This window comes from Metabacillus idriensis, assembly GCF_050483325.1.
GTDB classification, from domain to species: Bacteria; Bacillota; Bacilli; order Bacillales; family Bacillaceae; genus Bacillus_P; species Bacillus_P idriensis_A.
Window position 1 is genome coordinate 223,281 of sequence record NZ_JBCMYF010000001.1, and the last position, 21,501, is coordinate 244,781.

At 40.6% G+C, this 21,501-nt stretch carries 21 protein-coding genes and 1 pseudogene; 11 read left to right on the forward strand and 11 right to left on the reverse strand.

From position 1 onward, the window contains the following. Positions 1-79: 79 nt before the first annotated feature. Positions 80-373, forward strand: a complete 294-nt coding sequence (locus ABEQ24_RS01085; protein ID WP_430005037.1) for a hypothetical protein — start codon at positions 80-82, stop codon at positions 371-373. Positions 374-744: 371 nt separating this feature from the next. Here ABEQ24_RS01085 and ABEQ24_RS01090 read toward each other — a convergent pair whose 3' ends face one another. Continuing rightward, on the reverse strand, positions 745-1,575 hold the full coding sequence (locus tag ABEQ24_RS01090; RefSeq protein ID WP_430005038.1) for an aminoglycoside adenylyltransferase domain-containing protein: 831 nt from the start codon (positions 1,573-1,575) through the stop codon (positions 745-747). A gap of 166 nt (positions 1,576-1,741) precedes the next feature. Between ABEQ24_RS01090 and ABEQ24_RS01095 the strand changes: the two genes are divergently transcribed. Both ABEQ24_RS01095 and ABEQ24_RS01100 read left to right on the forward strand, forming a co-directional pair. Next, positions 1,742-2,161: an SRPBCC family protein gene (locus tag ABEQ24_RS01095; RefSeq protein ID WP_430005039.1), complete on the forward strand. Its 420-nt coding sequence runs from the start codon at positions 1,742-1,744 to the stop codon at positions 2,159-2,161. Further along, complete coding sequence (locus ABEQ24_RS01100; protein WP_430005040.1) at positions 2,162-2,485, forward strand: ArsR/SmtB family transcription factor; 324 nt, start codon at positions 2,162-2,164, stop codon at positions 2,483-2,485. 256 nt (positions 2,486-2,741) lie between these two features. On the opposite strand, the gene ABEQ24_RS01105 is transcribed toward ABEQ24_RS01100, so the two are convergent. Further along, positions 2,742-3,284: a GNAT family N-acetyltransferase gene (locus tag ABEQ24_RS01105; RefSeq protein ID WP_430005041.1), complete on the reverse strand. Its 543-nt coding sequence runs from the start codon at positions 3,282-3,284 to the stop codon at positions 2,742-2,744. A 104-nt stretch (positions 3,285-3,388) separates the two neighbouring features. On the opposite strand from ABEQ24_RS01105, the gene ABEQ24_RS01110 reads away from it, so the two are divergent. From ABEQ24_RS01110 to ABEQ24_RS01120, 3 genes are all read left to right on the forward strand, one after another. Next, positions 3,389-3,943, forward strand: coding sequence for a GNAT family N-acetyltransferase (locus ABEQ24_RS01110; protein WP_430005042.1), 555 nt, complete (start codon positions 3,389-3,391; stop codon positions 3,941-3,943). A 67-nt stretch (positions 3,944-4,010) separates the two neighbouring features. After that, positions 4,011-4,898 (forward strand): hypothetical protein, encoded by an 888-nt coding sequence (locus tag ABEQ24_RS01115; RefSeq protein WP_430005043.1) that lies wholly within the window; start codon positions 4,011-4,013, stop codon positions 4,896-4,898. Positions 4,899-4,933: 35 nt separating this feature from the next. Continuing rightward, positions 4,934-6,268: a hypothetical protein gene (locus ABEQ24_RS01120; protein ID WP_430005044.1), complete on the forward strand. Its 1,335-nt coding sequence runs from the start codon at positions 4,934-4,936 to the stop codon at positions 6,266-6,268. A 50-nt stretch (positions 6,269-6,318) separates the two neighbouring features. Here ABEQ24_RS01120 and ABEQ24_RS01125 read toward each other — a convergent pair whose 3' ends face one another. The 6 genes and pseudogenes from ABEQ24_RS01125 to ABEQ24_RS01150 all read right to left on the reverse strand — a co-directional run bounded on the left by ABEQ24_RS01125 (position 6,319) and on the right by ABEQ24_RS01150 (position 12,151). Further along, on the reverse strand, positions 6,319-7,509 hold the full coding sequence (locus ABEQ24_RS01125; protein ID WP_430005045.1) for a hypothetical protein: 1,191 nt from the start codon (positions 7,507-7,509) through the stop codon (positions 6,319-6,321). A 64-nt stretch (positions 7,510-7,573) separates the two neighbouring features. After that, positions 7,574-8,310, reverse strand: a pseudogene (locus ABEQ24_RS01130) (hypothetical protein). A 429-nt stretch (positions 8,311-8,739) separates the two neighbouring features. Beyond that, a complete protein-coding gene (locus ABEQ24_RS01135; protein ID WP_430005046.1) occupies positions 8,740-8,982 on the reverse strand; it encodes a hypothetical protein in 243 nt (80 codons plus the stop codon). A 43-nt stretch (positions 8,983-9,025) separates the two neighbouring features. Continuing rightward, a complete protein-coding gene (locus ABEQ24_RS01140; RefSeq protein WP_430005047.1) occupies positions 9,026-9,649 on the reverse strand; it encodes an HNH endonuclease family protein in 624 nt (207 codons plus the stop codon). A gap of 601 nt (positions 9,650-10,250) precedes the next feature. Further along, positions 10,251-11,027, reverse strand: coding sequence for a YibE/F family protein (locus ABEQ24_RS01145; RefSeq protein WP_430005048.1), 777 nt, complete (start codon positions 11,025-11,027; stop codon positions 10,251-10,253). Further along, positions 11,024-12,151, reverse strand: coding sequence for a YibE/F family protein (locus tag ABEQ24_RS01150; protein ID WP_430005277.1), 1,128 nt, complete (start codon positions 12,149-12,151; stop codon positions 11,024-11,026). The genes ABEQ24_RS01145 and ABEQ24_RS01150 overlap by 4 nt, the downstream gene beginning before the upstream one ends. Before the next feature lie 423 nt (positions 12,152-12,574). Here ABEQ24_RS01150 and ABEQ24_RS01155 point away from each other — a divergent pair, with 423 nt between their 5' ends. The 3 genes from ABEQ24_RS01155 to ABEQ24_RS01165 all read left to right on the forward strand — a co-directional run bounded on the left by ABEQ24_RS01155 (position 12,575) and on the right by ABEQ24_RS01165 (position 16,941). After that, a complete protein-coding gene (locus ABEQ24_RS01155) occupies positions 12,575-12,877 on the forward strand; it encodes an NERD domain-containing protein (RefSeq protein WP_430005049.1) in 303 nt (100 codons plus the stop codon). 33 nt (positions 12,878-12,910) lie between these two features. Beyond that, a complete protein-coding gene (locus tag ABEQ24_RS01160) occupies positions 12,911-13,540 on the forward strand; it encodes a hypothetical protein (protein ID WP_430005050.1) in 630 nt (209 codons plus the stop codon). A 338-nt stretch (positions 13,541-13,878) separates the two neighbouring features. Continuing rightward, positions 13,879-16,941, forward strand: coding sequence for a pullulanase (locus tag ABEQ24_RS01165; RefSeq protein WP_430005051.1), 3,063 nt, complete (start codon positions 13,879-13,881; stop codon positions 16,939-16,941). Between the two features lie 82 nt (positions 16,942-17,023). Here ABEQ24_RS01165 and ABEQ24_RS01170 read toward each other — a convergent pair whose 3' ends face one another. Both ABEQ24_RS01170 and ABEQ24_RS01175 read right to left on the reverse strand, forming a co-directional pair. Continuing rightward, positions 17,024-17,170, reverse strand: coding sequence for a hypothetical protein (locus ABEQ24_RS01170; RefSeq protein WP_430005052.1), 147 nt, complete (start codon positions 17,168-17,170; stop codon positions 17,024-17,026). A 75-nt stretch (positions 17,171-17,245) separates the two neighbouring features. Beyond that, the gene (locus ABEQ24_RS01175) at positions 17,246-18,373 is read right to left on the reverse strand and encodes a 2-methylaconitate cis-trans isomerase PrpF family protein (protein WP_430005053.1); all 1,128 of its coding nucleotides are present in this window, start codon (positions 18,371-18,373) and stop codon (positions 17,246-17,248) included. A 145-nt stretch (positions 18,374-18,518) separates the two neighbouring features. Between ABEQ24_RS01175 and ABEQ24_RS01180 the strand changes: the two genes are divergently transcribed. Together ABEQ24_RS01180 and ABEQ24_RS01185 are read left to right on the forward strand one after the other, a co-directional pair. Then, positions 18,519-19,382 (forward strand): LysR family transcriptional regulator, encoded by an 864-nt coding sequence (locus tag ABEQ24_RS01180; RefSeq protein WP_430005054.1) that lies wholly within the window; start codon positions 18,519-18,521, stop codon positions 19,380-19,382. A gap of 174 nt (positions 19,383-19,556) precedes the next feature. Beyond that, a complete protein-coding gene (locus ABEQ24_RS01185) occupies positions 19,557-20,867 on the forward strand; it encodes a CitMHS family transporter (RefSeq protein WP_430005278.1) in 1,311 nt (436 codons plus the stop codon). 17 nt (positions 20,868-20,884) lie between these two features. Here ABEQ24_RS01185 and yyaC read toward each other — a convergent pair whose 3' ends face one another. After that, positions 20,885-21,478 (reverse strand): spore protease YyaC, encoded by a 594-nt coding sequence (gene yyaC / locus ABEQ24_RS01190; RefSeq protein ID WP_430005055.1) that lies wholly within the window; start codon positions 21,476-21,478, stop codon positions 20,885-20,887. Between the last annotated feature and the right edge of the window lie 23 nt (positions 21,479-21,501).

Sequence of the window (21,501 nt, forward strand, 5' to 3'; positions counted from 1 at the left end):
TTTAAAATCAACTCTCTTTAATGATTTCCAGTATTATTAAAAATGAGGTATGTATTATCAGAAATGAAAGGAGTTTTATATGCTTTCAGTCTCAGAAAAACTATCAATCTTCAAAAGTTATTCATCACTAATTGAAAGAAAACACAAAGATAACATCAGGATCTCATATAAACATCCAAATGCAAAAAAACGTCAGAAAACTGTCATCACTCAATTTTCTACTGAAACTGGAAATGGTTATGTATGTGGAAAGTATTTTTCAGATGTCCACTCTTATTCAGTAGATAAAAGAGGGTGGATCAATATTAAGAATTTTAATGAAGCAAACTTAAGAAAAGTAATCGAACAGTCTATGAAGTCATTAGATAATTAACTTGAACAAAAAGAACGGGAGTCGATGAAATTTCAAAAGATGAAGATAATGATGTTGATGATGTAGAGTTATGGCTAAATGATTGATTTTGAGTGCATGTCACTATTGAGTGGAATAGGTGCCTTTCCCCCAGTTTGCTAACGCAACAGGGGGCAGGCACGTTTTTTTGGACCTCACTGCTTGAGCAATATAGGTAGAGGTTCATGCAGTGAGAAAGTTCACATTTAACTCCAATTCATTTAGAAACCCCGCGAATTATTTTCAAAACCCCTCCAATTAAATGGCAAACCCCATGGATTAATGACAAAACCCTGTGAATTAAATTGAATATATGCAGCAGGATTGTTTTGGAGCGGAAACAGATACCTTTCTTACAAAAGATTACACTCTTTTATCACAAACTTCATAAATTTCAAAGCATCATTTCTTCTCTTAATCATCGATCTATAAAGAGAGAACTTTTTCCCATTCCGAATGCGCAGCGCTTCTGTGATGATTTGGTGATACTCTTCTGGAACCGTGCGCAGCGCATATTTCCCGGCCCCCACTTTTGATGTGATATCTTCTTCTCGAATGGAGTAAAGAAGCCTTGATACTCCAAGTACGCCCCACTCAATCATGTTGGCGTTCACATATAGACCCGGGAATTGGAGTGATGTGACACGTTCACAATCCTTCATCCAGTTGAGCCAATAGCCATTGATGTTTTCAACCAAGTTCGTTTTTAAATGCTTCCAATCTGCGGGTAAGTTATATGTTTTGATTGGAAGTCCTTTTATTGTGATGCCGTATGTCTTTAGTTGGTAAGCATCAATCCAGTTTCGGCGGAAAGGCCGGTACATCTGGAGTTTGCCTTCATTAAAATACGGACATGAGGACTCTCTTTCGGTTCGTCCTTCTAGATCATCACGCGTCACATACATGCCATCTAAACTTGGCATTGGAAACTGTTTTTTTATGTCTAAATGAACCTGCTTTAAGATCTCAACATCAGTTTCAGTCAGCTTTTCTTTTACAACAGCATAAAAATCCAAGTCGCTTACTCCCTCTTGATAAGCACCTAATGAAACGGATCCGTAGAGATAGAAAGATTCCAGCACGCTGGGCAGTCTTTCCTCTATCATCTTCAAGTAGATGTCTACTACTTCATTCACATCTATTGGCAGATGGTTTCGTTTATTCGTTGATTTGGGTTGTGTCATTGTGGTTGCCCTCGTTTCATTTCTTTCCTCTTAAAAAAATCCGTTTGTAAATATTCTCCACTAGTAGGATAAGTTCCTCTTTCATATGTTGACATACAACCAAAAGGTGTTATATTCTAAACGTACAACCAAATGGTTATATATTTATTGTAGGAGATGAACGTTCATGGCAACATTACCGGATATTAAACAAACTGCGATCTTCAACGCACCGATTCAAAAAGTGTGGGATTCTGTATCAACAGCGGAAGGTATGTCAGCTTGGTTCATGCCAAATGACTTTAAAGCTGAGGAAGGACATGAGTTTCATATTCAGTCCCCTTTTGGTCCTTCACCGTGTAAAGTGTTAGTGATCGATGAGCCGTACAAGCTTTCCTTTGCATGGGATAACGATGGCTGGGTCGTAACGTTTCTTTTAGAAGAAAAAGGAGATCAGACAGAGTTCACCTTGATTCACAGCGGATGGAAAGAAGACGATGATGTGATTGGAAAAGCGAATGAAAAGAGTTCGGTTATTCATGACCGCATGAATGGCGGCTGGGTTGGGATTGTTAATGAAAGATTGAAAAAGGTAGTTGAGGTCTAAGTGGCGGCACCGGCAGAAAAACACGATGTCTTTAAAGCAATCGCTGATCCAACAAGACGAGAAGTATTGAGGCTGCTCGCAGAAGATGAACGGCCGATAACTGAAATCGCTGAACACTTCGATATGAGCCGAACAGCTGTGACTAAGCACCTTCAGATATTGACGGAAGCTGAACTCATATCCGGCAGAAAAGAAGGGCGTGAAAAGATCTACCAGCTGCACCCCGAACCGTTAACTGAAGTGAAGCAGTGGCTCGCTTATTATGAGAAGTTCTGGGAGAATAAGCTGTCGATGCTGAAGCATTTAGTTGAGGACAATAAGTAAGGAAAAGAGGTTCGTTCAAAGTGAACGGACCTCTTTTATTTCTTAGTAGATGCTTTCCAAAGTAAAGAATCGGGAAAGTTCACATTTAACTCCAATTAATATTGAAACCCCGCGAATTATTTTCAAAACCCCTCCAATTAAATGGCAAACCCCATGAATTAATGACTAAACCCTGCGAATTAAATTGAATATACGCTGGAAGCTTGTTTTGGAGCGCACCCTCCTGTGTCATGTTGACTCCGAGAATAGGCATCTTTTATTCATCAGCAGGATTCAAGATCGCCAACACCTCATGATCCTCCCACTTCCCGTTAATCTTCACATTCTTTCTCGCAAGTCCTTCTTTATGAAATCCTGCTTTCTCCAATACTCGGATAGATCCAATATTGTGCGGCATGACGCCGGCTTCGATGCGGTGGAGTTTGAGTTCTTCAAAAGCGTATTGAACAAGTAATTTGACTGCTTGGGTTGTGTAGCCTTTTCCGTTATGGTCTTGGTCAAGGAAATAGCCGAGCACCGCGTTTTGCAGAGAACTGCGCATGACTTGGAAGAGGCTGATGGTGCCGAGTAAGCGATTGTTCTCATTCAGGAAGATGCCGAATTGATATTCGGTGTCTTCTTTGCTTTTTTGGTCGTATTCTTCTATCATGGTGCGCTGTGTTTCCAGGGTGTAAAAGTCAGGTGTGCGGATCATGGAGAATTGTTCAAAGAACGCGCTGTTTTTGAGCTGCAGCTGAAGTCTTGCTTCTGCGTCCTCCAGTGTAAAAGGTCTAATATGTATGGTTTCATTTTTAATCATCAAATCATCTCCCTCTCTTAATTGTAGCGAAAGATGAAGGATAAACCTAGCAGAAGGTGGAATAGGATGAGTGGAATTGTTTAAAAGGTCAGGGAGTGAGTGATATGAAAATTGATATTAGGAGACCTAGTATAGAAGATAGAGACGAGCTGAATCAATTTTTCAGTAAAGTCATTGCGGATACGTTTGAAAAAGAAGGAATATCAGATATGGCAGGGGACATGAAAGATGAACTGGCGTGCAAGAAACAATACTTAAAAGCTGATTTGGAAAGCAGCGGGGAGAATCGGTTTTTTTTAATAGGTTTAGATGGAAAAGAGATTGTCGGTTGTATTGAATATGGTCCTGTAAGTGAGCTGATTGTCAGCTGTACAGATGGCGCGTTAGGCGAATTGAATGAGGTAGGGACGGTTTTTGTTCATCCCGATTATCAACGACAAGGGATAGGGACTCTCCTTTTAAATGTCATGCTTCTAACTTTGCAGAATAAAGGGATCAGTGAATTTTGCCTCGATAGTGGTTATTCGAGTGCACAGAAAGTCTGGAAGAAGAAGTTTGGCGACCCTGATTATTTGCTTCAGAATTATTGGGGAGAAGGGTGTGACCATATGATATGGAAAAGGAATACGGCTGATTTGCCCCTGCAATTTCATTTGTAAAATTAATAGAATCTTAACAAGGAAAACTTTGGATAAGGGCGAATAGTACGCAGAGGAGGTGGCATCCATGGATTTTTATTTTGAAGCGGAGGAACGGGCTGAGATTCTTGAAGAGTTGACAGAAGAGCAGCGGATGTATTTGCTTGATCGATTAAAGCGCGGAAAAAGGGCTCTTTTTTCAAATGAGCTTGTGAAAAGCAAGGGGACTTACAGTGGTTCTGAGCAGGAGCTTGACCGGGGAATTAACGACTGGGAATTTATTGAGCTGCTTGATGGCGGTCTCGGGAATCGTCCGTTTCGCTGTGAGTGCGGGATGCCGCTGAGGTTTCAGTATATTGTAAAGAATACAGAGACAGGCGAGATCAAGAAATTTGGAAAAGATCATTTTGAATTTCATACCGGGATTCCGGCATCTGTGGTGAAGGATATTATCAAAGGGTTTACGCAGATTGATTTTGAACTGGATGAACTTCTATATAAAGTAATGAATGGCTGGGATCAAAAGATTCTTTCAGAAGCGAAAGCAATGAACCTTGATTTTCCTGAAGAGGTGCAGGATCTCCTTGACCTCGATCTGCCTTTGTTAAACAGGCAGATTAATAGACTTAATCGAATGATTTTGAAGGAGAAAGCGGGACTGCGGCAGTCTTCAGCAGTTTCAACGATAACAAGAGCCGCCCCAAAGAAGTTAACAGTGATTCCAAAAGTGAAGTCTCCACTCGCGGATGAGATTCACCGAGAGATTATTCGGTTATTAGAAAATACAGGAACGATAAGTGTGCTCGAAATCTGTGAGGAGATCGATCAGTACAGTCATCCATTTAAAGGATATTATGACTCCGGAAAACCGAAGTCGTTTGTATATGCAGCGATGGTGATGGATCAGCTTGTGGCTCAAGGAGTCTGTCAGTTAGACAGTAAGACGTTTAAGGATCGGTGGTATTCAGTGAAGTAGAGATCTAAATTTTTGATATTAGGGGTGACAAATTCATGTACCAGCCAAAAGCATTCGGAACGTTTCTGAAAAAAAAGAATCATCTATTCCGCCAGTCTGCTTATCTTCAATGGGGTGAGAGCGAAAAGTCAATCGGCAGTTTTTTGCTGCTGAATCCTGGAAGTGCCAGTCATGAGGCTGTAAAGGATTTGCGCGATGGAGAAAGTGTTTTCGTACAAATGTCCATGGATCCCACGATGAAACAAGTGGTGAAAGTGGTTGAAGCCTTTTATCATCTTGAGCCTTTAAATGGAAGAATTCATTTGTATAATTTGTTTACGCTCCAAAATACGAAGGACAGGGAAGCCATTGCTCAAATTGAATATTTTGGAGGAAGAGGGATCGTTCTTCCTTCTGAGATGGAGGTTCCGCTGAGTGAGCTGAATAAGAATCCTTGGATTTGCATCGGGTGGGGATTAAACAGCAGTAGTACATACACCTTTTTAAAAGAGCTGAAAAGCAGCTGGATGGAGCGAATCAAGCAAGCAGGCATTCCTTCGTTCGGTAAAAAGAATCAAAATGGCGATTATTATCATGTATGTCCTCAGTTGACAGCTAAAAAGCATTCTATGATTGAAGATCTCAGGCAATTGTATGTGCAGGAGGTTAAACCACAAGATCTATCTGAGATCTTCGAATTTACGGTTGCTGCGACTCGTCCTAATCTATATCAAGGTCCTTTTACCACGTATTACAATGACAATGAAGGATGGGCGGTTTCCAGAGATAATCCTGAACGTGTGATTCAAAGCTTTTCACAGCTGAAGATTCGAAAAGGGTATAAGCTGAGAGCCTATCAATATACAGCTGGAGGAAATGGAAATGCTGCGGTTTACGCCATTCCGCATGACCGGGAACTGCCGCCGCCGGAAGAATGCATGTATTCAGACGAGCATAGTTTGGAGCACCCGAAACCGGACTTTGCCTATGATCATGTCATGCAGGCAGTGGACGGGGATTATTCGCCGTTATCCTACTTGCAGGCAGCGATTGCCTATCATGAAATCGGGGAGTTCGGCGCGCTGTGGCACGGGTGCTATTGGAGTGCGGGCGATATTTTGCCGATAGATGAGGAAGAATATAGAGAGGCAAACAGTGTCACAGACTATTTGTATACACTTGGTGAATGGACTGAATTTAAAACAATCCCGCCTTCCCTCAGACCGGTTTTCTTTTATGAAAATGAAAGACCGACAGTTATCTTCTATACAAAGAACGATGTAGGCATGGTCAAACTGAGCAGGTATACACATCGATTTGAGAAAGACAGTTACGTACAGAAGGTGGAGTGTGAGGATTTGGCGTTTGCGGGATTGGGGATTATTTTTTGATAGGAAATTTATTATTGCAGAAAACCCAGGCAAGCAGCCTGGGTTTTCCCTTAAAATACTTTTAAATCATATGAATAAATAGATTTTCCGCGTACAGAATTTAAAATATCCTCAAGGCCTTTAATTTCATATTCATCCATTTTGTCACCATTATCTAATGAATACTTCTCTATTGAATATTTATTGTTGGCTTTTTCATTGAATCTAACGACATGTAAATGATTATCTTTAAAGAATGTTTCCTCATTATGTCTCACACCGTCCTGTGGTGCTTCCTCGATAGTAAATGTGATCCTTGATTTTTTAGTCTTAGTGTCGAATGCATACACCTCGCCTAATCCATTCGCATAATAAAGGACCCCGTTATTTAGATAGGCAGAGTTTTTTGCGTTATAAGGTATGGTAGCAGATAGGTTATCTTCATTTTTATATGTAGTTAAATTTATTTTTTCTTGTGCCTGCGTTTTTTTATTTATTTGAACAAGTACAGTGTTAGCACTTGTATCGTTTACTATTTCACTGAGCACTACATAATAGTATTCTTCATCACTTACGATTGGCGATAAATTAGCGAATTCTGATCCTTTTTCGTTCTCGAGTGGAACAATCTCTTGAACGCTTACCCCATTATCTGTAAATGTTACTTTTCTGAAGTGATATTGATTTTTCTCAACGTCATGTGTCAATATAGGCACTTCATTCTGATCTGAACCAGAGGCTAGTATGTAATAGGGGATGTTATCGTTTTTAAAACCGCCGCTGTTTCCAAAGTACACATTGGAATCATATCCTCCATCGTTGTTTATTCCGGTATTAAAGATACTAAAATATAGATCTTGTTTCTCCAAATAACCAGTTCTTTCTCCGGTAAACTGAGGCCTTTTCATATCGAATTCTTTATATGAATCACCTATTAATCTAAGTTTATTTTTATCTACTAATAAAACTTCGTTTTCACCAGCCGATACATTCCCTAATTCAAGTCCGTTCATTTTATATGCATCTGCTTGACCATTATCATTTATAAAGACCGCATAACTTATTCCTTTATCATCCATATCCTGGTCAGCTGTGGTAGAAAAATAAATAACGGCTTGTTTGTCATTTAAAAATTTTTCTTGTTGGATGGCTTCTTTTTCAATGGTTTGTGATGCTTCAAGACTCTGATTAGAGAAGATATAGAAAATGATTCCTCCAGCTAAAATAAAAATGGCTAAACCTGACATGACTATTTTTTTCATCATATTCTCCCATTAATAGGAAAGGCAACAAGTGTCAACTTAACTTATTGCCTTTCAACATATTTTAAATATTGCGAACTAGTTTAGTGTCTTTAGAATCACGAACATCTCTAGGGTATACTCCAAGCCCTTTATCAACATCTATGTCCAGATTACCATTTAATTTATAGGCTGACCAAATTAATTTTGAGCAGTTTTTATCTCCAGTGTGAGAAGTTTGGCGATTCGTAGCAAAGTTAAGTGAATATCCATCTACTCCTACCCGGCTGTAAGCCCAGTTTGCTGCATTATTTCGATTTGTTGAGGATGTTGTTACAGACTTAACCTGTGCATCGCCTTGGTCTACTTTTCTGGATGTTGTTGAGATTGTGCGAACTCCAGTGTTTGGAACAGATTCAACTATTGTACTGCTGGCATAATACATTCCTACATGACCATGGTTTAAATAAGCTGTCTGTGATGCAGTATAGTAAAAGTTGCCTTTTGTGCTCTTCCCAACCGATACAGTTCCTCCACTGCCTCCCATTGTGCCCATTTTTCCAGAATTACGTTTTTCCTGTAATCCTTGAGCACGATCTTGCTTCAGCTCTTTATAAATTTGTGTCAGGACTGCTTCTTGAGTATCTCCAGTATTTTTGGCTATAGATTTAACACTGGATAATAATTCTGATGAAGAAACGGCAGGCTGCATTTGAAGAATATCATTTACATAAGGTAATTCTTTACTTTCAGCGATGCTCCCGGAACAGATGAAGTGATAAGTCCGATTGCTAAAATACTGGATAATAAATGTTTTTTCATATTATTAAAGCTTCCTATTATTCTATTCGGGAACCATTCTTCGACAAGAATGATTTACCATTTATATAAAACTATGTAAAAAAATCACAGTTAAAACACTGCTTAATACTTAGGTTTTGTAGTGGAGTATTACTAAGGACCTGATTTTGCTATTAGGCACAAACACTATGAAATCATTTCCGACTTCAGTGAAGTACATACAGGTGCCCGTTTTGATGCGCAGTCTCCGGAAAAAAGTGCCTGACCCCCAGTTTGCTAACGTAGTAACGCAACGGGGATCAGGCACTTTTTTAATTCATTCAATGGGAAAGTTCACATTTAACTCCAATTCATTTTGAAACCCCGCGAATTATTTTCAAAACCCCTCCAATTAAATGGCAAACCCCATGAATTAATTGCAAAACCCAGCGAATTAATTCGAGTACATGCTTATGGGCGCTCAAGTACCCTGACAAGCATCTCGTGAATGACCACGTGATCACGCAAGTCATACAACCGGTATTTCTCACCAGGAAGGGAATACCACTCCTCAGCTCCAACATATGTGATGGCAAGAGTAAGGTCGCCGTCATCGCCGCACGTTGTGACAAGCTCAAGGTCACCGCTGACTACGCCAACTTCAGAGGTCATGACACCGTGGGATGCTGTAAAAGTGGTTGACTTCTTTTCCATAAAAGCACCTCCATTCTTTTTTTTCATTCGAACAGCGGGACAATCAATAAGAGCAGCTATTGAGCATGCTCTGAAGCGCTGTTTTCTCTGAAGACTGCAGGCTTAAACTCCATTTGTACTTCGTACTGATCCACCACTTTGAGTATCCGCAGGCTGCGCCGGAACGAGGCGGCTGCCACGTAGATGGATCCTGGTCACCTTTGGAACGATTGGTGCTGGCACTTACAGCAATCAGCTGCGGGCCGCTTAAGTCGTTGGCAAAGTCTTCGCGTTTGTCTGTTGTCCAGCTGCTTGCGCCGGAACGCCACGCCTCGGCAAGAGGGACGACATGATCGATATCAAGATCTGAAGGATCGTAGAACGTTACACCGTCGTAGTAGCTGTACCACTTGCCGGACGTCACAGGGCAGCTGCCGCTGTAGTAGTCGGCATCACGCTGAAGAACCAGCTGGCGGGTGTCACAGCCGTTTCCTTGACCGATCCAATGGGGAAATTTGTCACGGGAGTAGCCGGTCATGGAGCCCTCTGTCTTCACGGTCAGCGCGTTCAGCTGCGATTGTGCCGTGGATTTGGAAGGAGTTCCGGGCGGCAGAGCATAGGCTTCCGGCAGGAATAAAGTTAATGAGATAAACAGTGCAAAAACAAACAGCGACGCTTTTTTCAGCATGTAAATGCCTCCTATATATAATTTTTATATCAATCTCTCATTTTTGATAGGTGAGAGGTTAACATCAAACGCGATGCAGTACCGGGCTGTAATTTTAGAGGGAAATGGAAATTTATTTCTCTATTAGAAATGATAGTCTACAACTAATTTTTTTAACAAGTTAAGCATTTGTAAACCTCTTCACATTAGGCGTTAAAATGTAAGTACATAAGAAAGAGAAACGTTAAAATTCCTAGTGTAAGCAGGGTAATATGTAATAAGCAATTTTTCTGAAAAAGAGGATATTGTATCAAAATTTCTCTGCATGCAGCAGTTTCATACCTGAATTTATCAATTGTAAATATAGTCAAAAAATGAGTACTTTGAAGGGTGTGCTGATCGTGAAACGAAGGGGGAAAAGTTTCAATTGAGCTCGCTGCTTGAGCAATATAGGTAGAGGGATTTTAACTCCAATTCATTTAGAAACCCCGTTAACGCCATAACGCAATGGGAGTCAGGCACCTTTTTTCAACATGATTGACACAATAAAGGCTGTGAAGAAATTCAGTTAAAACCGACTTTCTGCACAGCCCCTTATCTTCTATTCATTTGATCCTGCACTTTATTTATCTTGTTCCGCTGTTTCTATTTTCTTGATGTAAAAGGCTGAGGCAATCCAGGAGGCGATGGGAATGATGATGGCTACACCTATCCCGGCACAAAGGATCGTGATGATTTCAGCGCTGAATACTTTTGAATTTACGATGTCTCCAAGGGAGTAAGATAATTCTTTAAACCAGATCAGCAGTCCCAAATAGCTGCCAAAGAAGGCAAAAAACAACGTATTTGTGTTTGTCCCAAGAATGTCTCTTCCGATCTCTATCCCTGATGCGTATAAGTCTTTTCTGCTTATGGACGGGTTATGTTTGACAATTTCGTGCATCGGGGATGTTATGGAAATAGCAATGTCAGTAATGGCTCCGATCGTGCTCATGATAATCACGGAAGCACCTATTCTAATAAAATCCACCCCAATATACCTGGAGAACATGCTTAGTTCTTCGGATTCCTCTTCGCCAAATCCCTGAATCATTGTTTGATCTGTGAACATAACAATAACAACGAACATAATGGCAAGCGTAATAATAGTTGATATAAAAGCAGTGGTTGTTTTTTTGTTCACTTCGTTTATAAAAAATAAATTAATACAACTAATTACTGCGCATGCTGCCAAGGTTAAAATAATCGGATCAAGATTTGGATCTGCCATAAAGAGAATCGTGAAAAAGAGAACGCCGAAATTTAGAAATAAAGCGATAAATGACCTTGCCCCTTTTCTTCCGCCAATTAGAATCATTAATAGTAACAAAATGGATGCGAGGATGACTAATACATTCATACTTTTGCCCTCTTTCTTTTAATGAAAAAAATAGAGGTATACAGGCCGATTGGGATTGTTAATACGATTCCAATTCCGCCGGCCAAAGCCCGGGCCAATTCCAATGAAAGATTCATGGATAGGGTGAATCCGAGCGGTGAAGAATTTTTTAAATACAAAAGCAGCATGGGGATGGAGCCGCTTATATAGGCGAAAAACAAAATATTCGTCATCGGTCCCATAATATCTTTTCCGATTTCCATACCTGAAGCTTTCAATGCTTTTATGGAAATGTTGTTATTCTTTTCATACAGTCCATAAATAGAGGAAGACATTGTAATGGCTACATCCATAACCGCTCCCAAAGATCCAACGAGAACTCCCGCCATATATACGACTTTAGGGGGACGGGTCAGAAATTGCATCTCTTCATATCGAAGACCGTTTCCTGCCGTTGCCTTTATGACAAACATGGCAATGAACAAGGAAATAAACGTACCTAAAAGTGTCGCAATAATAGCTGCAAACGTTTTTCCATTAAACCCGTTAACGAGGATCAGGGAAATAACCGTAAATAAAATGGCGCTGATGCCGCAGATCAGTAATAAATCAATACCTGTTGTATTCAAATAAACGTCTAAAGCGTAGGATAAGATGATGCCGTTGACTGCCAGACTGATCACAGAAAACAGTCCTTGTTTTTTTCCGACTATCAATAAGGTAAAGATGAAAAGCCATGCTGCAATTAAAAGGTATTTATCACGCTTTACATCTTTAATTGTACCGGTTAAAGCTTCATCTGTTTTTTCATCAATTAACACAAACAATTCATTTCCAACATGATACTCTTGATCAAAACCTCCGGATGATGAATATTCATTGGTTAAATGGATCAGCTTTCCTTTGTCTTCTCCATTTTTCAGCCTGGCTGTGATCTCCTGACTAAAGAGACGATCATGGTTGTCGTGCATATCCACTATGTTTGATGCATCTGTCTGTTTTGTTTTGACTACTTCTGCTATAGGGCGTTCATAGAAGGAGTAGTTGTGATGAACAAATAGAAAAGATGCTGCAAAGCAAACAAATAATATGGCCAGTAATACCCATTTATTGTTACCTGTTGTATTTCCTGTGTGTTTCAAAATAAACCTCCAGCAATTATGTATTAATCTGAACAATGGACTTAGAATAACAGGACAGGTTTCACAGCGTCAAGAACATCTCTGGGTAGCAGTTGTAATAAATCATAAAAAGTGCCTGACTCCCAGTTCGCTAACGCTGTAACGCAACGGTGATCCGGCACTTTAATCAGGTAGCATAAAGTAGGAAGTTCACATTTAACTCCAATTAATCTTGAAACCCCATGAATTAATTTCAAAACCCCTCCAATTAAATCGCAAACCCCATGAATTAATTGCAAAACCCTGCTAATTAATTTGATTACTAGCAAGAGGCTTGTTTTGGCGCGCAGGCTCCTGCGTTATTTGTTGGAGAAAAGGGACTTTCCTTAAATTCTTTATTCTCATCACAAATTAAGAATGCTATAATCATCCCGAAAGGAGCTAGATATGATAAAAAAAGAACGAAAAATCCCCATCATCATCCTTCAATACGAAGCTTTGCTCAGGAGAATCCCCGCAAACCATCCGAAACGTTCTTACATTCTTAAGGAATTGGCAAAAAGCAAGGCAGGCTATAATGGCGAAAAGTCTGTCGATTATCAGATTGCCATGATTGATCAAAAAAAGTATTACATTTACCACGGTTTACGACTGGAGATTGGCCCTCATGTTTTCCAAATTGATTCTCTGCTTGTTTCAAAAAATCTCCTTCTTTTAATCGAAACGAAAAATATTCTGGGAACTCTTTAATTTGACGAACATTTCAGTCAGCTTATTCGCACTTTGAATGGTGTTGAAACGGGCTTTTCAGACCCGCGATTGCAAGTCGGCCGGCAGGAAACTCTGCTGAAGCAATTCCTTCAGCAAAATAATCTTACTTGCCCTCCGTTTAAAAGCCTTATTGTCATCAGCAATCCCTCGAGTATTATTAAAGCCTCATCTTCCCTGAAGAAAACCATTATTCATAGTGCAAATCTTCCTTCATTCATAAAAAAACTGGAGTCCAGTTACCCGAATGACATCCTGTCTGATAAAGAATGGAATAGACTGTCAAGGGTTCTGTTAAAAAAACATACAGTTTTCATTCAGAATATCCTGCCCAAATTCAATCTGAATGCAACGGATCTTATTCAGGGTGTTTATTGCCCGGCATGCAGCCTGCTTCCTATGGAAAGAACATTTTCCTCTTGGAGTTGTCAAAATTGCCGCTTTTCCTCGCGAAATGTGTATCTTCAATCGCTGATTGATTATGCTCTCTTGATTTCACGTGAGATTACAAATAAGCAGGCGCGTGAATTTTTGCAGCTGCCATCAAAGTCTTCTGCTTATAATCTGCTGCGGGCATTTGAACATTCAGGTGAAACAAAGGGGAGAAAGTATCAATTGAGCTCGCTGCTTGAGCAATATAAGTAGGGGGAAAGTTCACATTTAACTCCAATTACTCATGAAACCCCATGAATTAATTTCAAAACCCCTCCAATTAAATCGCAAACCCCATGAAATAATATCAGAACCCCGCGAATTTATCAGAGTACATGCAGGAGACCCGATAGGATGCACTGTCTCCTGCATGATTTGTAGAATTTTCAAAATTAATGTTGACACCAAGCATTATTTTCCTTTTAATTAAAATGTAAACGCTTTATGAAATCGTTTGCACATCTTCGCAATACCAATCCGCGTATACACACTCTTACCAGTTTTAAAGATTCATTGAGTACAAGCTACTAATTCATATTGGAGGTTGAAGAATGCTGAGGATTTTGAAAAGTGCACTAGTTTTGCTATTAATGGTTTCGTTGATTGTTCCATCTCTGTATTTGCCGAAAGCAAATGCAGCAGGTAAGGACCCGGATCTGCCTGAAAACACGGTCAGAATTCATTATGTGAAAGACGATAAAAATTACAATGATCTTGGTTTATGGCTATGGGAAGACGTAGCGGAAGCACCAAAGGAATGGCCGAAGGATGCTGTGCCATTTACGGAGGAGCAAACCGATGAGCATGGCCGCTATATCGATGTGAAAGTAAAAGAAGACGCGAAAAAACTCGGTTTCCTTGTTGTTAATCGCGTGAATGGCGAGAAAACAGGCGGGGACAAAGTGTTCACGATGCTTGAGGATTACAATCACCTCTGGATTAAAAATGCGGATGACACCGTTTACACATCATCTGAATGGGAAAATCCAATTGGCATTGTCAGTGCAGAAATCGTTTCAAAACAAAAGCTTCTGCTTGGACTGACAAGAACAGAAGGTTTGACGGAAGAAGAATTACTGGAAGCAATCAAAGTACAGGATGAAAACGGCACAGACATTCCGGTTGAAAGTGTGAAAATCACGTCCGGTTCAACAGTGGAAGTCAGTACTTCTGCAGAACTGACGGATGATTCTTACACCGTTACATACGCTGGTAAATCCTTTGCCGCAACTAAAGGCTGGAGAATGATCGATGAGCTTTATGCGTATGAAGGCGATGATCTTGGGGCTGTCTATCAATCTGGTAAAGCTGTGCTGAAATTATGGGCGCCTAAAGCAAGCAAAGTAACAGCGGTATTTTATGATAAAAACGACTCAGCAAAAGAGATCGGCAAGCTCGATTTAGCCTTAGGAGAAAAAGGTGTATGGTCAGTCGAAGCGAAGCCTGAGAATCTTGGAATCTCTGATTTAAAAGGATACTTCTATCAATACGAAGTAATGAATGGCGGCGAGACGAAGAAAGTCCTTGATCCTTACGCAAAATCTATGGCTCCTTTCACTGTCAATACAAAAGGTGAAGCAGGACCTGATGGTGATATGGTGGGAAAAGCAGCGATAGTTGATCTTACAGGAACAGATCCTGCAGGACTTGATTTTGCGAAGATTGACGGTTATGAAAAAAGAGAAGATGCCGTTATTTGGGAGATTCATGTCAGAGATTTCACTTCTGATCCTTCCATTGAAGGGGATTTAACATCTGACTGGGGGACGTATGACGCGTTTAAAGATAAGCTCGAATACATTAAATCGCTTGGTGTGACTCATGTTCAATTGCTCCCTGTAATGGCTTGGTATTACGGCGATGAAACAAATATGAGAGAACACGAGCTTGACTATTCAGCTGCAAACAACGCCTATAACTGGGGCTATGATCCTCACAGTTATTTTTCGCCGGACGGAGCTTATTCAATGAATCCGAAAGATCCTGAGCTCAGAATCAAAGAATTAAAGGGACTTATTGATGCGGTCCATGATTCAGGAATGGGTGTTGTGCTTGATGTTGTTTATACACATATGGCAAAAGCAAGCATGCTGAATGATATTGTCCCGAACTATTATGCTTTTCAGGATGCGAATGGAAACTTCATCGGCGGATTTGGAAACAACCTTGCCACAAACCACGTTATGGCTGAAAAGCTGATGGTGGATTCGGTTAAATACTGGTTTGAAGAATACAAGATTGACGGCATGCGGTTTGATATGATGGGTGATGCAACGTATGATTCCATCCAGAATGCTTACAACGCTGCTGCAGAAGTAAATGAAGATGCCTTATTCATCGGAGAAGGCTGGAGAACGTTTGGAGGCCATCTTTCAGATCCGGCACTTGCAGGTAAAGGTGCCGATCAAGATTGGATGAATAAAACAAATGATGTCGGAGTTTTCTCAGATGAAATCCGCAATGAGCTGAAATCCGGCTTCGGATCTGAAGGGGAACCGCGCTTCCTTACTGGCGGAGCAAGAAGTCTTGATCTTATTTTGAAAAATATTAAAGGGCAGCCTACTAATACTGCTGCAGATTATCCTGGTGATATGGTTCAGTATATTGAAGCGCATGACAATCTTCCATTATATGATGTCATCGCACAATCGATTAAGAAAGATCCAGCCATTCCAGCCAACAATGAAGAAATTCATGACAGAATCCGTTTAGGAAACTCCATGATTCTGACTTCACAGGGAACTGCCTTCCTCCATGCTGGACAAGAGTACGGAAGAACAAAACAATGGTTTGGAGAAGGTCTGCCTGAACAGAAATTCCATGCCCTCCAAGACGAAGCTGGAAAAGTGTTTGGCTATTTCATTCACGATTCCTATGATTCATCAGATGCCATCAATAAATTTGACTGGGAAAAGGCGACAGATGCAGACACATTCCCAATCAACAACACGACTCGCGAATACACAGCTGGTCTGATTGAACTGAGAAAATCATCGGATGCGTTCCGGTTAGGAAGCAAGGAGATAGTTGACTCAAATGTTACGATGATTCATGCTCCTGAAATGAACGATTCAGATTTAGTCATCGGCTATAAAAACGTATCTTCAAATGGAAAAGAAAGCTATTCTGTATTCGTAAATGCGGATACAAAAGCAAGAAAGCTTACTCTTTCTGAAGACTTGAGAAAAGGCATCGTCGTCGTTGACAACGATGAAGCCGGCGCTAAAAAGGTTAAAAAAGAATCAGGCTTTAAGCTGAAAAAAGATTCCATCACAATCGAGCCTTTAACAACGGTTGTTGTAAAAGTAAGCGATAAAAAAACGGGTCCTGGCAAACCCGAAAAAGAACAGGAAACTCCAGTTCCTCCGGCTAAACAGCCAGAAGAACCAGGTGACACCCCTGTAAATTCAGAAAACCCGGCTGAACCAAGCTCTACTGAGGAAAAACCTGCAGGTCAGGAGTCCGCATCTGCTCCATCTAAAAATCAGGAGTCAAATGGAAACTTTTTGCCCCGAACGGCAACCAACCAATATACTATGCTGCTGATTGGTTTTGTGAGCTTGCTTGCGGGAACTGGTTTATACTTTATGATGAGAAGAAGAGCAGCGATATAAAAAATTTAAAAAGAGTACTGAATGGCTATTACATTTGGTGCTCTTTTTTTATCCAAAAAAAACGCCAGTATATTACTAGGCGTCAACCAAAACAAGGATCATTAAAATAAACAATCTCAGACAGAAACTTGCTGCCATCTAACTTCTTGAATGCATCTCTGGCTTCTTTTTCTGAGCTGAATTCGTACATTTTAATGGTTTCCTTTAAAAAGAGGGTAATCACCCACATGATAGTTCCTCCTTGTTGAGCTGAATTTTTCTTCTTATTAAATGCTATTTTGAAATGGACATATTATGACTGCTCTCAGGCAAGCATTCCGGAAACATCATAGTTTTTCTTTGTGTAAACGTACCCTTCCAAGATGATTCGCGCTGTTCGAACGACTTTGATGGCGCGAATGTGACCGGCGATTACTTCTGTTTTTGTCTGCATAATTCCTGCGGGATGTCCTAAACGGAAAACTTCATTTTTTACGGTTATGAGATCAGACAAGATCGTATCTTTTAGATATGCGCAGGAGGTTGTACAAATCGCTCCTGTAATAGCAATGGCCTGATGCGGTTTCTGCATGGACATCATCCTGATGGTGCAGTCCATTTCAGAAGCGGATCTTGGTGTTCCAGTTACATCAGTGTAATCCATTGGCGGAGCGATTATGGTCATTTTAGGCACGGCGGGCGATTGTTCCGTTGCGTTTTCTTTTTTTGCAAAACCGCACAATTCAGCTGCCGACGCTCTTATTTCTTCAAGTTCAGCCAATTTTTCCTGCGTAAATTCATGCGGAAGCTCAGTTCCTTTAAGACCTACATCATTTGCGTTAACGAAGACGAGCGGATTGGCCACATCAACTATTGAAACTTCAATGGGACCACTCGGTGTTTGAATAGTATCTGCAGCCTTTCCGGTCGGATACAGCTTTCCAGTTACGGCACCATCAGAATGTGTGAACGAAAGATAGATTGGGGAACCTGTTCCGGGAACACCTGGGATCGAGCACATTCCCTCTGTTTTGACCCGGCCATTTTGAACCTCTACTTCAGCAATGATGATCTTATTCGTATTCGTATTATAAATTTTCACGCTTGTAATCGGTTCAATTGCTGGAACAAGTCCCTGCTCAATTGCATAAGGGCCAACTGCAGAGGAGATGTTTCCGCAATTCCCTTTAAAATCAGCCAGTTGATTTTCAATGCTGATTTGGGCAAAGGTGTATTCGACATCCATTTCTTCTGAATCTGACTTTTTGATAATCGCCGCTTTACTGGTTAATGAATTGGCTCCGCCGAGTCCGTCAATTTGCCTGCGGTCAGGGCTTCCCATAATATCGAGTAAAAACTCCTCCCACAGCAAACGATCAGACGGCATATCTTCAAAGTTCAGAAAAACGCCTTTACTTGTTCCTCCGCGCATCACTACGACAGGCACTTTCATCTCGTAACCACCTTTTCTTATTCATTTTCAAAAAGTACCGGTGCTTTTAAAAATATAGTATGATACAGATAATCATAAGTAAAATAGATAAATTCTTATTGAAATACATAAAAAAACTTATAATCAAAGATTGGAGCTGAAAGGTATGGATGAAAAAGACTGGATCGCTTTGAGGGTTTTAAGTGAGGAAAAAAACATCAGCCGGGCGTCTGAACGTCTATATATCTCACAGCCTGCACTGACATATAGGCTGAAAAATCTGGAAGAAGAGTTCGGAACCCGTTTGTTTTTTAAAATTAAAGGGGGCATAGAGTTTACCTCCGAGGGGCTGCATTTAGCTGCTTATGCAGAAGATATGATCCAAAATCTACAGAAGACAAAAGACTACATGTTGAACATGCAAAAGGAAGTAAGGGGAACTTTACGTCTGGGAGTATCTAGCAACTTTGCACAATATAAACTCCCTAAACTATTAAAAGGATTTTCAACAGAGCATCCTAATGTGCAATTCAGCGTGAACACCGGCTGGAGTAATGAGATTATGAGCCTGCTGGATTCTTCAAGCGTGCAGCTAGGCATTTTGCGCGGAAATTATGACTGGTATGGAACGAAAACACTTCTCCATAAAGAAAGGCTGTGTCTGATTTCAAAAAATGAAATCAATATCGACCGGCTTCCTCAGCTGCCGTTTATTCAATATAAGACAGATAGTTCCTTAAAAAATCTAATAAAAGGCTGGTGGAATGACCGCTTTTCAGAGCCTCCATTTATAACGATGGAAACAGACAGGCAGGAAACGTGCAAGGAAATGGTGAAAAATGATTTAGGAATTGCGATTTTGCCTGAAATTTGCCTCCAGCCATCTGATCATCTATATACATATGGCCTGTCTTATAAAAATGGGGAGCCTGTTTTAAGAAATACGTGGCTTATGTATAATCAGGATTCTCTGCAATTGTCTACTGTTAAGCATTTTATTGACTTTTTAAATCATCATCCTGAAATTTGAGGAATGGAGAATTTTCTCGTTTTAATGATTGATTATAAGAAATTTTTTAAGAAAACCTAAAAAAATATATATTTTACTTATTTCCTTGTTTCTAATAATCTTAAAATATGCAATATTGCGAATGATGATAAGAATTATTTGTAAGCGGTTACTCGAAATGAGGAGGGGATGAAGATACTTACTTTTTTAGGAATTTCGATGGTGGCGGTCTTTACCTATTTGATTATGGCGAAGCGGTTATCTCCTGTTACGGCTCTGGTTATTGTACCGATTGTTTTTGCGCTGATTGGGGGTTTCGGGTTAGAGCTTGGGGAGATGATGATGGAAGGCTTGAAGACAGTAGCCCCTTCAGCAGCTTTACTCCTGTTTGCGATTTTGTTTTTCGGTATTTTAATAGATGCGGGATTATTTGATCCCCTTATTCATAAAATGATGAAATTGGTGAAAGGCGATCCGGTGAAAATAGCGATAGGAACAGCTGTTATCGCCATGATCGTTGCGCTTGATGGAGACGGAACTACGACACATATGATTACCATTTCTGCCATGCTTGCGCTTTACCTGCGAATTGGCATGAATACGCTGATTCTCGCAACGATTTCGATGCTGTCTGTCAGTATTATGAGCGGGATGACACCATGGGGAGGGCCAGCGACAAGAGCGGTTGCTTCATTAGGCCTTGATGCAAATGAATTCTTTCTCCCTATGCTCCCAACCATGCTTGCTGGAATGGGATGTATTCTTTTTATCGCTTTTGTTCTTGGGAAAAAGGAGCGGGCACGAATAGGGATTATTGAAATGCAAGAAGTCTCGAAGGAATCTTTGGCGCTTAGTGAAGCGGCGGCCGCATACACGCTTCAGGAAGATATAAAACGCCCAAAATTAAGATGGATCAACTTCATTTTAACTCTCACTGTCATGGTGATTCTGGTCATGGGCATACTGCCGGTTCCAGTTCTGTTTCTAATTGGAGCCATGCTTGCCGCGATGATCAACTACCCGAATTTAGAGCAGCAGAAAGAGCGGATTCTTTCTCATGCGGGAAATGCTTTAACTGTAGTTATCTTAGTGTTTGCCGCAGGTATCTTTTCAGGCATTTTTTCCGGAACAAAAATGGTGGATGCGATCTCAAATTCACTGGTCGCAATTATTCCTGAATCTGTAGGTTCTTTTTTTCCGCTGGTTGTGGCGCTGACAAGTATGCCGTTTACATTCGTGCTTTCCAATGATGCGTATTACTTTGGTGTATTGCCGATACTCGCTGAGGCAGGAGCTGCATATGGAGTAAGTCCCCTGGAGATTGCGAGAGCTTCTGTTTTAGGACAGCCTGTTCATTTTCTGAGTCCGCTCGTTGCTTCCACGCTCTTACTTGTTGGAATGGTCAAAACGGATCTTGGCGAATTCCAGCGCTACGCCTTTAAGTGGACGATACTATGCTCCCTTGTGATTATACTTGCTGCCTTTTTTACTGGTGCGATTACTTAAAAAAGAAACGGAGCCTGCTAGATTCGAGGCTCCGTTTCTTTTTGCGCGGCGATTGAAATGATGCTGACAATGATCTTCGCCAGGTTCATGACCGTAAAAAGGCGGGTATCATTTAAAAATTGAGAAGCAGGCAGCGGATCGATATAATTCACGATTGCTTTGAAATGGTAGTCTCCAACTTCCGGAAGCATCTTTTCGAGCGCTTTTCCAGGGGCAAGAGGACCCTTATTAAAAAGAAAAGACCCGACTTGATCCTGAGTTCCGAGGCAAGCATCTATGCTGATAATGAGAGGTTTCTTAAATGGTTTTTGAATCTCTTTAAGGATTCCTTTTAGATTAAAGGCATGAACAGGTTCTTCTAATGTTCCATAAATACGGAAGGGGATCTCATTTTCACTAAGCATCGTTCCAACTAAAGGTCCTAATGAATCACCGACATACCGGTCTGAACCAATGCATAGGAAAACAATCTCCTGATTCTCCTGTGCAGCTTGCTGGAAAATTTCCCGTAATTTCCGGGCTGCAGCTTCAATTTCCTTTACTTCTGTTTTCATTTTGGATTTCACTCGATAAGCAGGTTCCTCTGCCTTTTCATTAGAAAAAAGATTCACTGTTGTCCCCCCAATAGGCTTCG

What these genes read in the sequence shown, in the direction of transcription:
- ABEQ24_RS01085 (WP_430005037.1), top strand. Translation starts at nt 80, where the DNA reads ATGCTTTCAGTCTCAGAAAAACTATCAATCTTCAAAAGTTATTCATCA.
- ABEQ24_RS01090 (WP_430005038.1), bottom strand. Translation starts at nt 1,575, where the DNA reads ATGACACAACCCAAATCAACGAATAAACGAAACCATCTGCCAATAGAT.
- ABEQ24_RS01095 (WP_430005039.1), top strand. Translation starts at nt 1,742, where the DNA reads ATGGCAACATTACCGGATATTAAACAAACTGCGATCTTCAACGCACCG.
- ABEQ24_RS01105 (WP_430005041.1), bottom strand. Translation starts at nt 3,284, where the DNA reads ATGATTAAAAATGAAACCATACATATTAGACCTTTTACACTGGAGGAC.
- ABEQ24_RS01110 (WP_430005042.1), top strand. Translation starts at nt 3,389, where the DNA reads ATGAAAATTGATATTAGGAGACCTAGTATAGAAGATAGAGACGAGCTG.
- ABEQ24_RS01115 (WP_430005043.1), top strand. Translation starts at nt 4,011, where the DNA reads ATGGATTTTTATTTTGAAGCGGAGGAACGGGCTGAGATTCTTGAAGAG.
- ABEQ24_RS01120 (WP_430005044.1), top strand. Translation starts at nt 4,934, where the DNA reads ATGTACCAGCCAAAAGCATTCGGAACGTTTCTGAAAAAAAAGAATCAT.
- ABEQ24_RS01125 (WP_430005045.1), bottom strand. Translation starts at nt 7,509, where the DNA reads ATGAAAAAAATAGTCATGTCAGGTTTAGCCATTTTTATTTTAGCTGGA.
- ABEQ24_RS01135 (WP_430005046.1), bottom strand. Translation starts at nt 8,982, where the DNA reads ATGGAAAAGAAGTCAACCACTTTTACAGCATCCCACGGTGTCATGACC.
- ABEQ24_RS01140 (WP_430005047.1), bottom strand. Translation starts at nt 9,649, where the DNA reads ATGCTGAAAAAAGCGTCGCTGTTTGTTTTTGCACTGTTTATCTCATTA.
- ABEQ24_RS01145 (WP_430005048.1), bottom strand. Translation starts at nt 11,027, where the DNA reads ATGAATGTATTAGTCATCCTCGCATCCATTTTGTTACTATTAATGATT.
- ABEQ24_RS01155 (WP_430005049.1), top strand. Translation starts at nt 12,575, where the DNA reads ATGATAAAAAAAGAACGAAAAATCCCCATCATCATCCTTCAATACGAA.
- ABEQ24_RS01165 (WP_430005051.1), top strand. Translation starts at nt 13,879, where the DNA reads ATGCTGAGGATTTTGAAAAGTGCACTAGTTTTGCTATTAATGGTTTCG.
- ABEQ24_RS01170 (WP_430005052.1), bottom strand. Translation starts at nt 17,170, where the DNA reads ATGTGGGTGATTACCCTCTTTTTAAAGGAAACCATTAAAATGTACGAA.
- ABEQ24_RS01175 (WP_430005053.1), bottom strand. Translation starts at nt 18,373, where the DNA reads ATGAAAGTGCCTGTCGTAGTGATGCGCGGAGGAACAAGTAAAGGCGTT.
- ABEQ24_RS01180 (WP_430005054.1), top strand. Translation starts at nt 18,519, where the DNA reads ATGGATGAAAAAGACTGGATCGCTTTGAGGGTTTTAAGTGAGGAAAAA.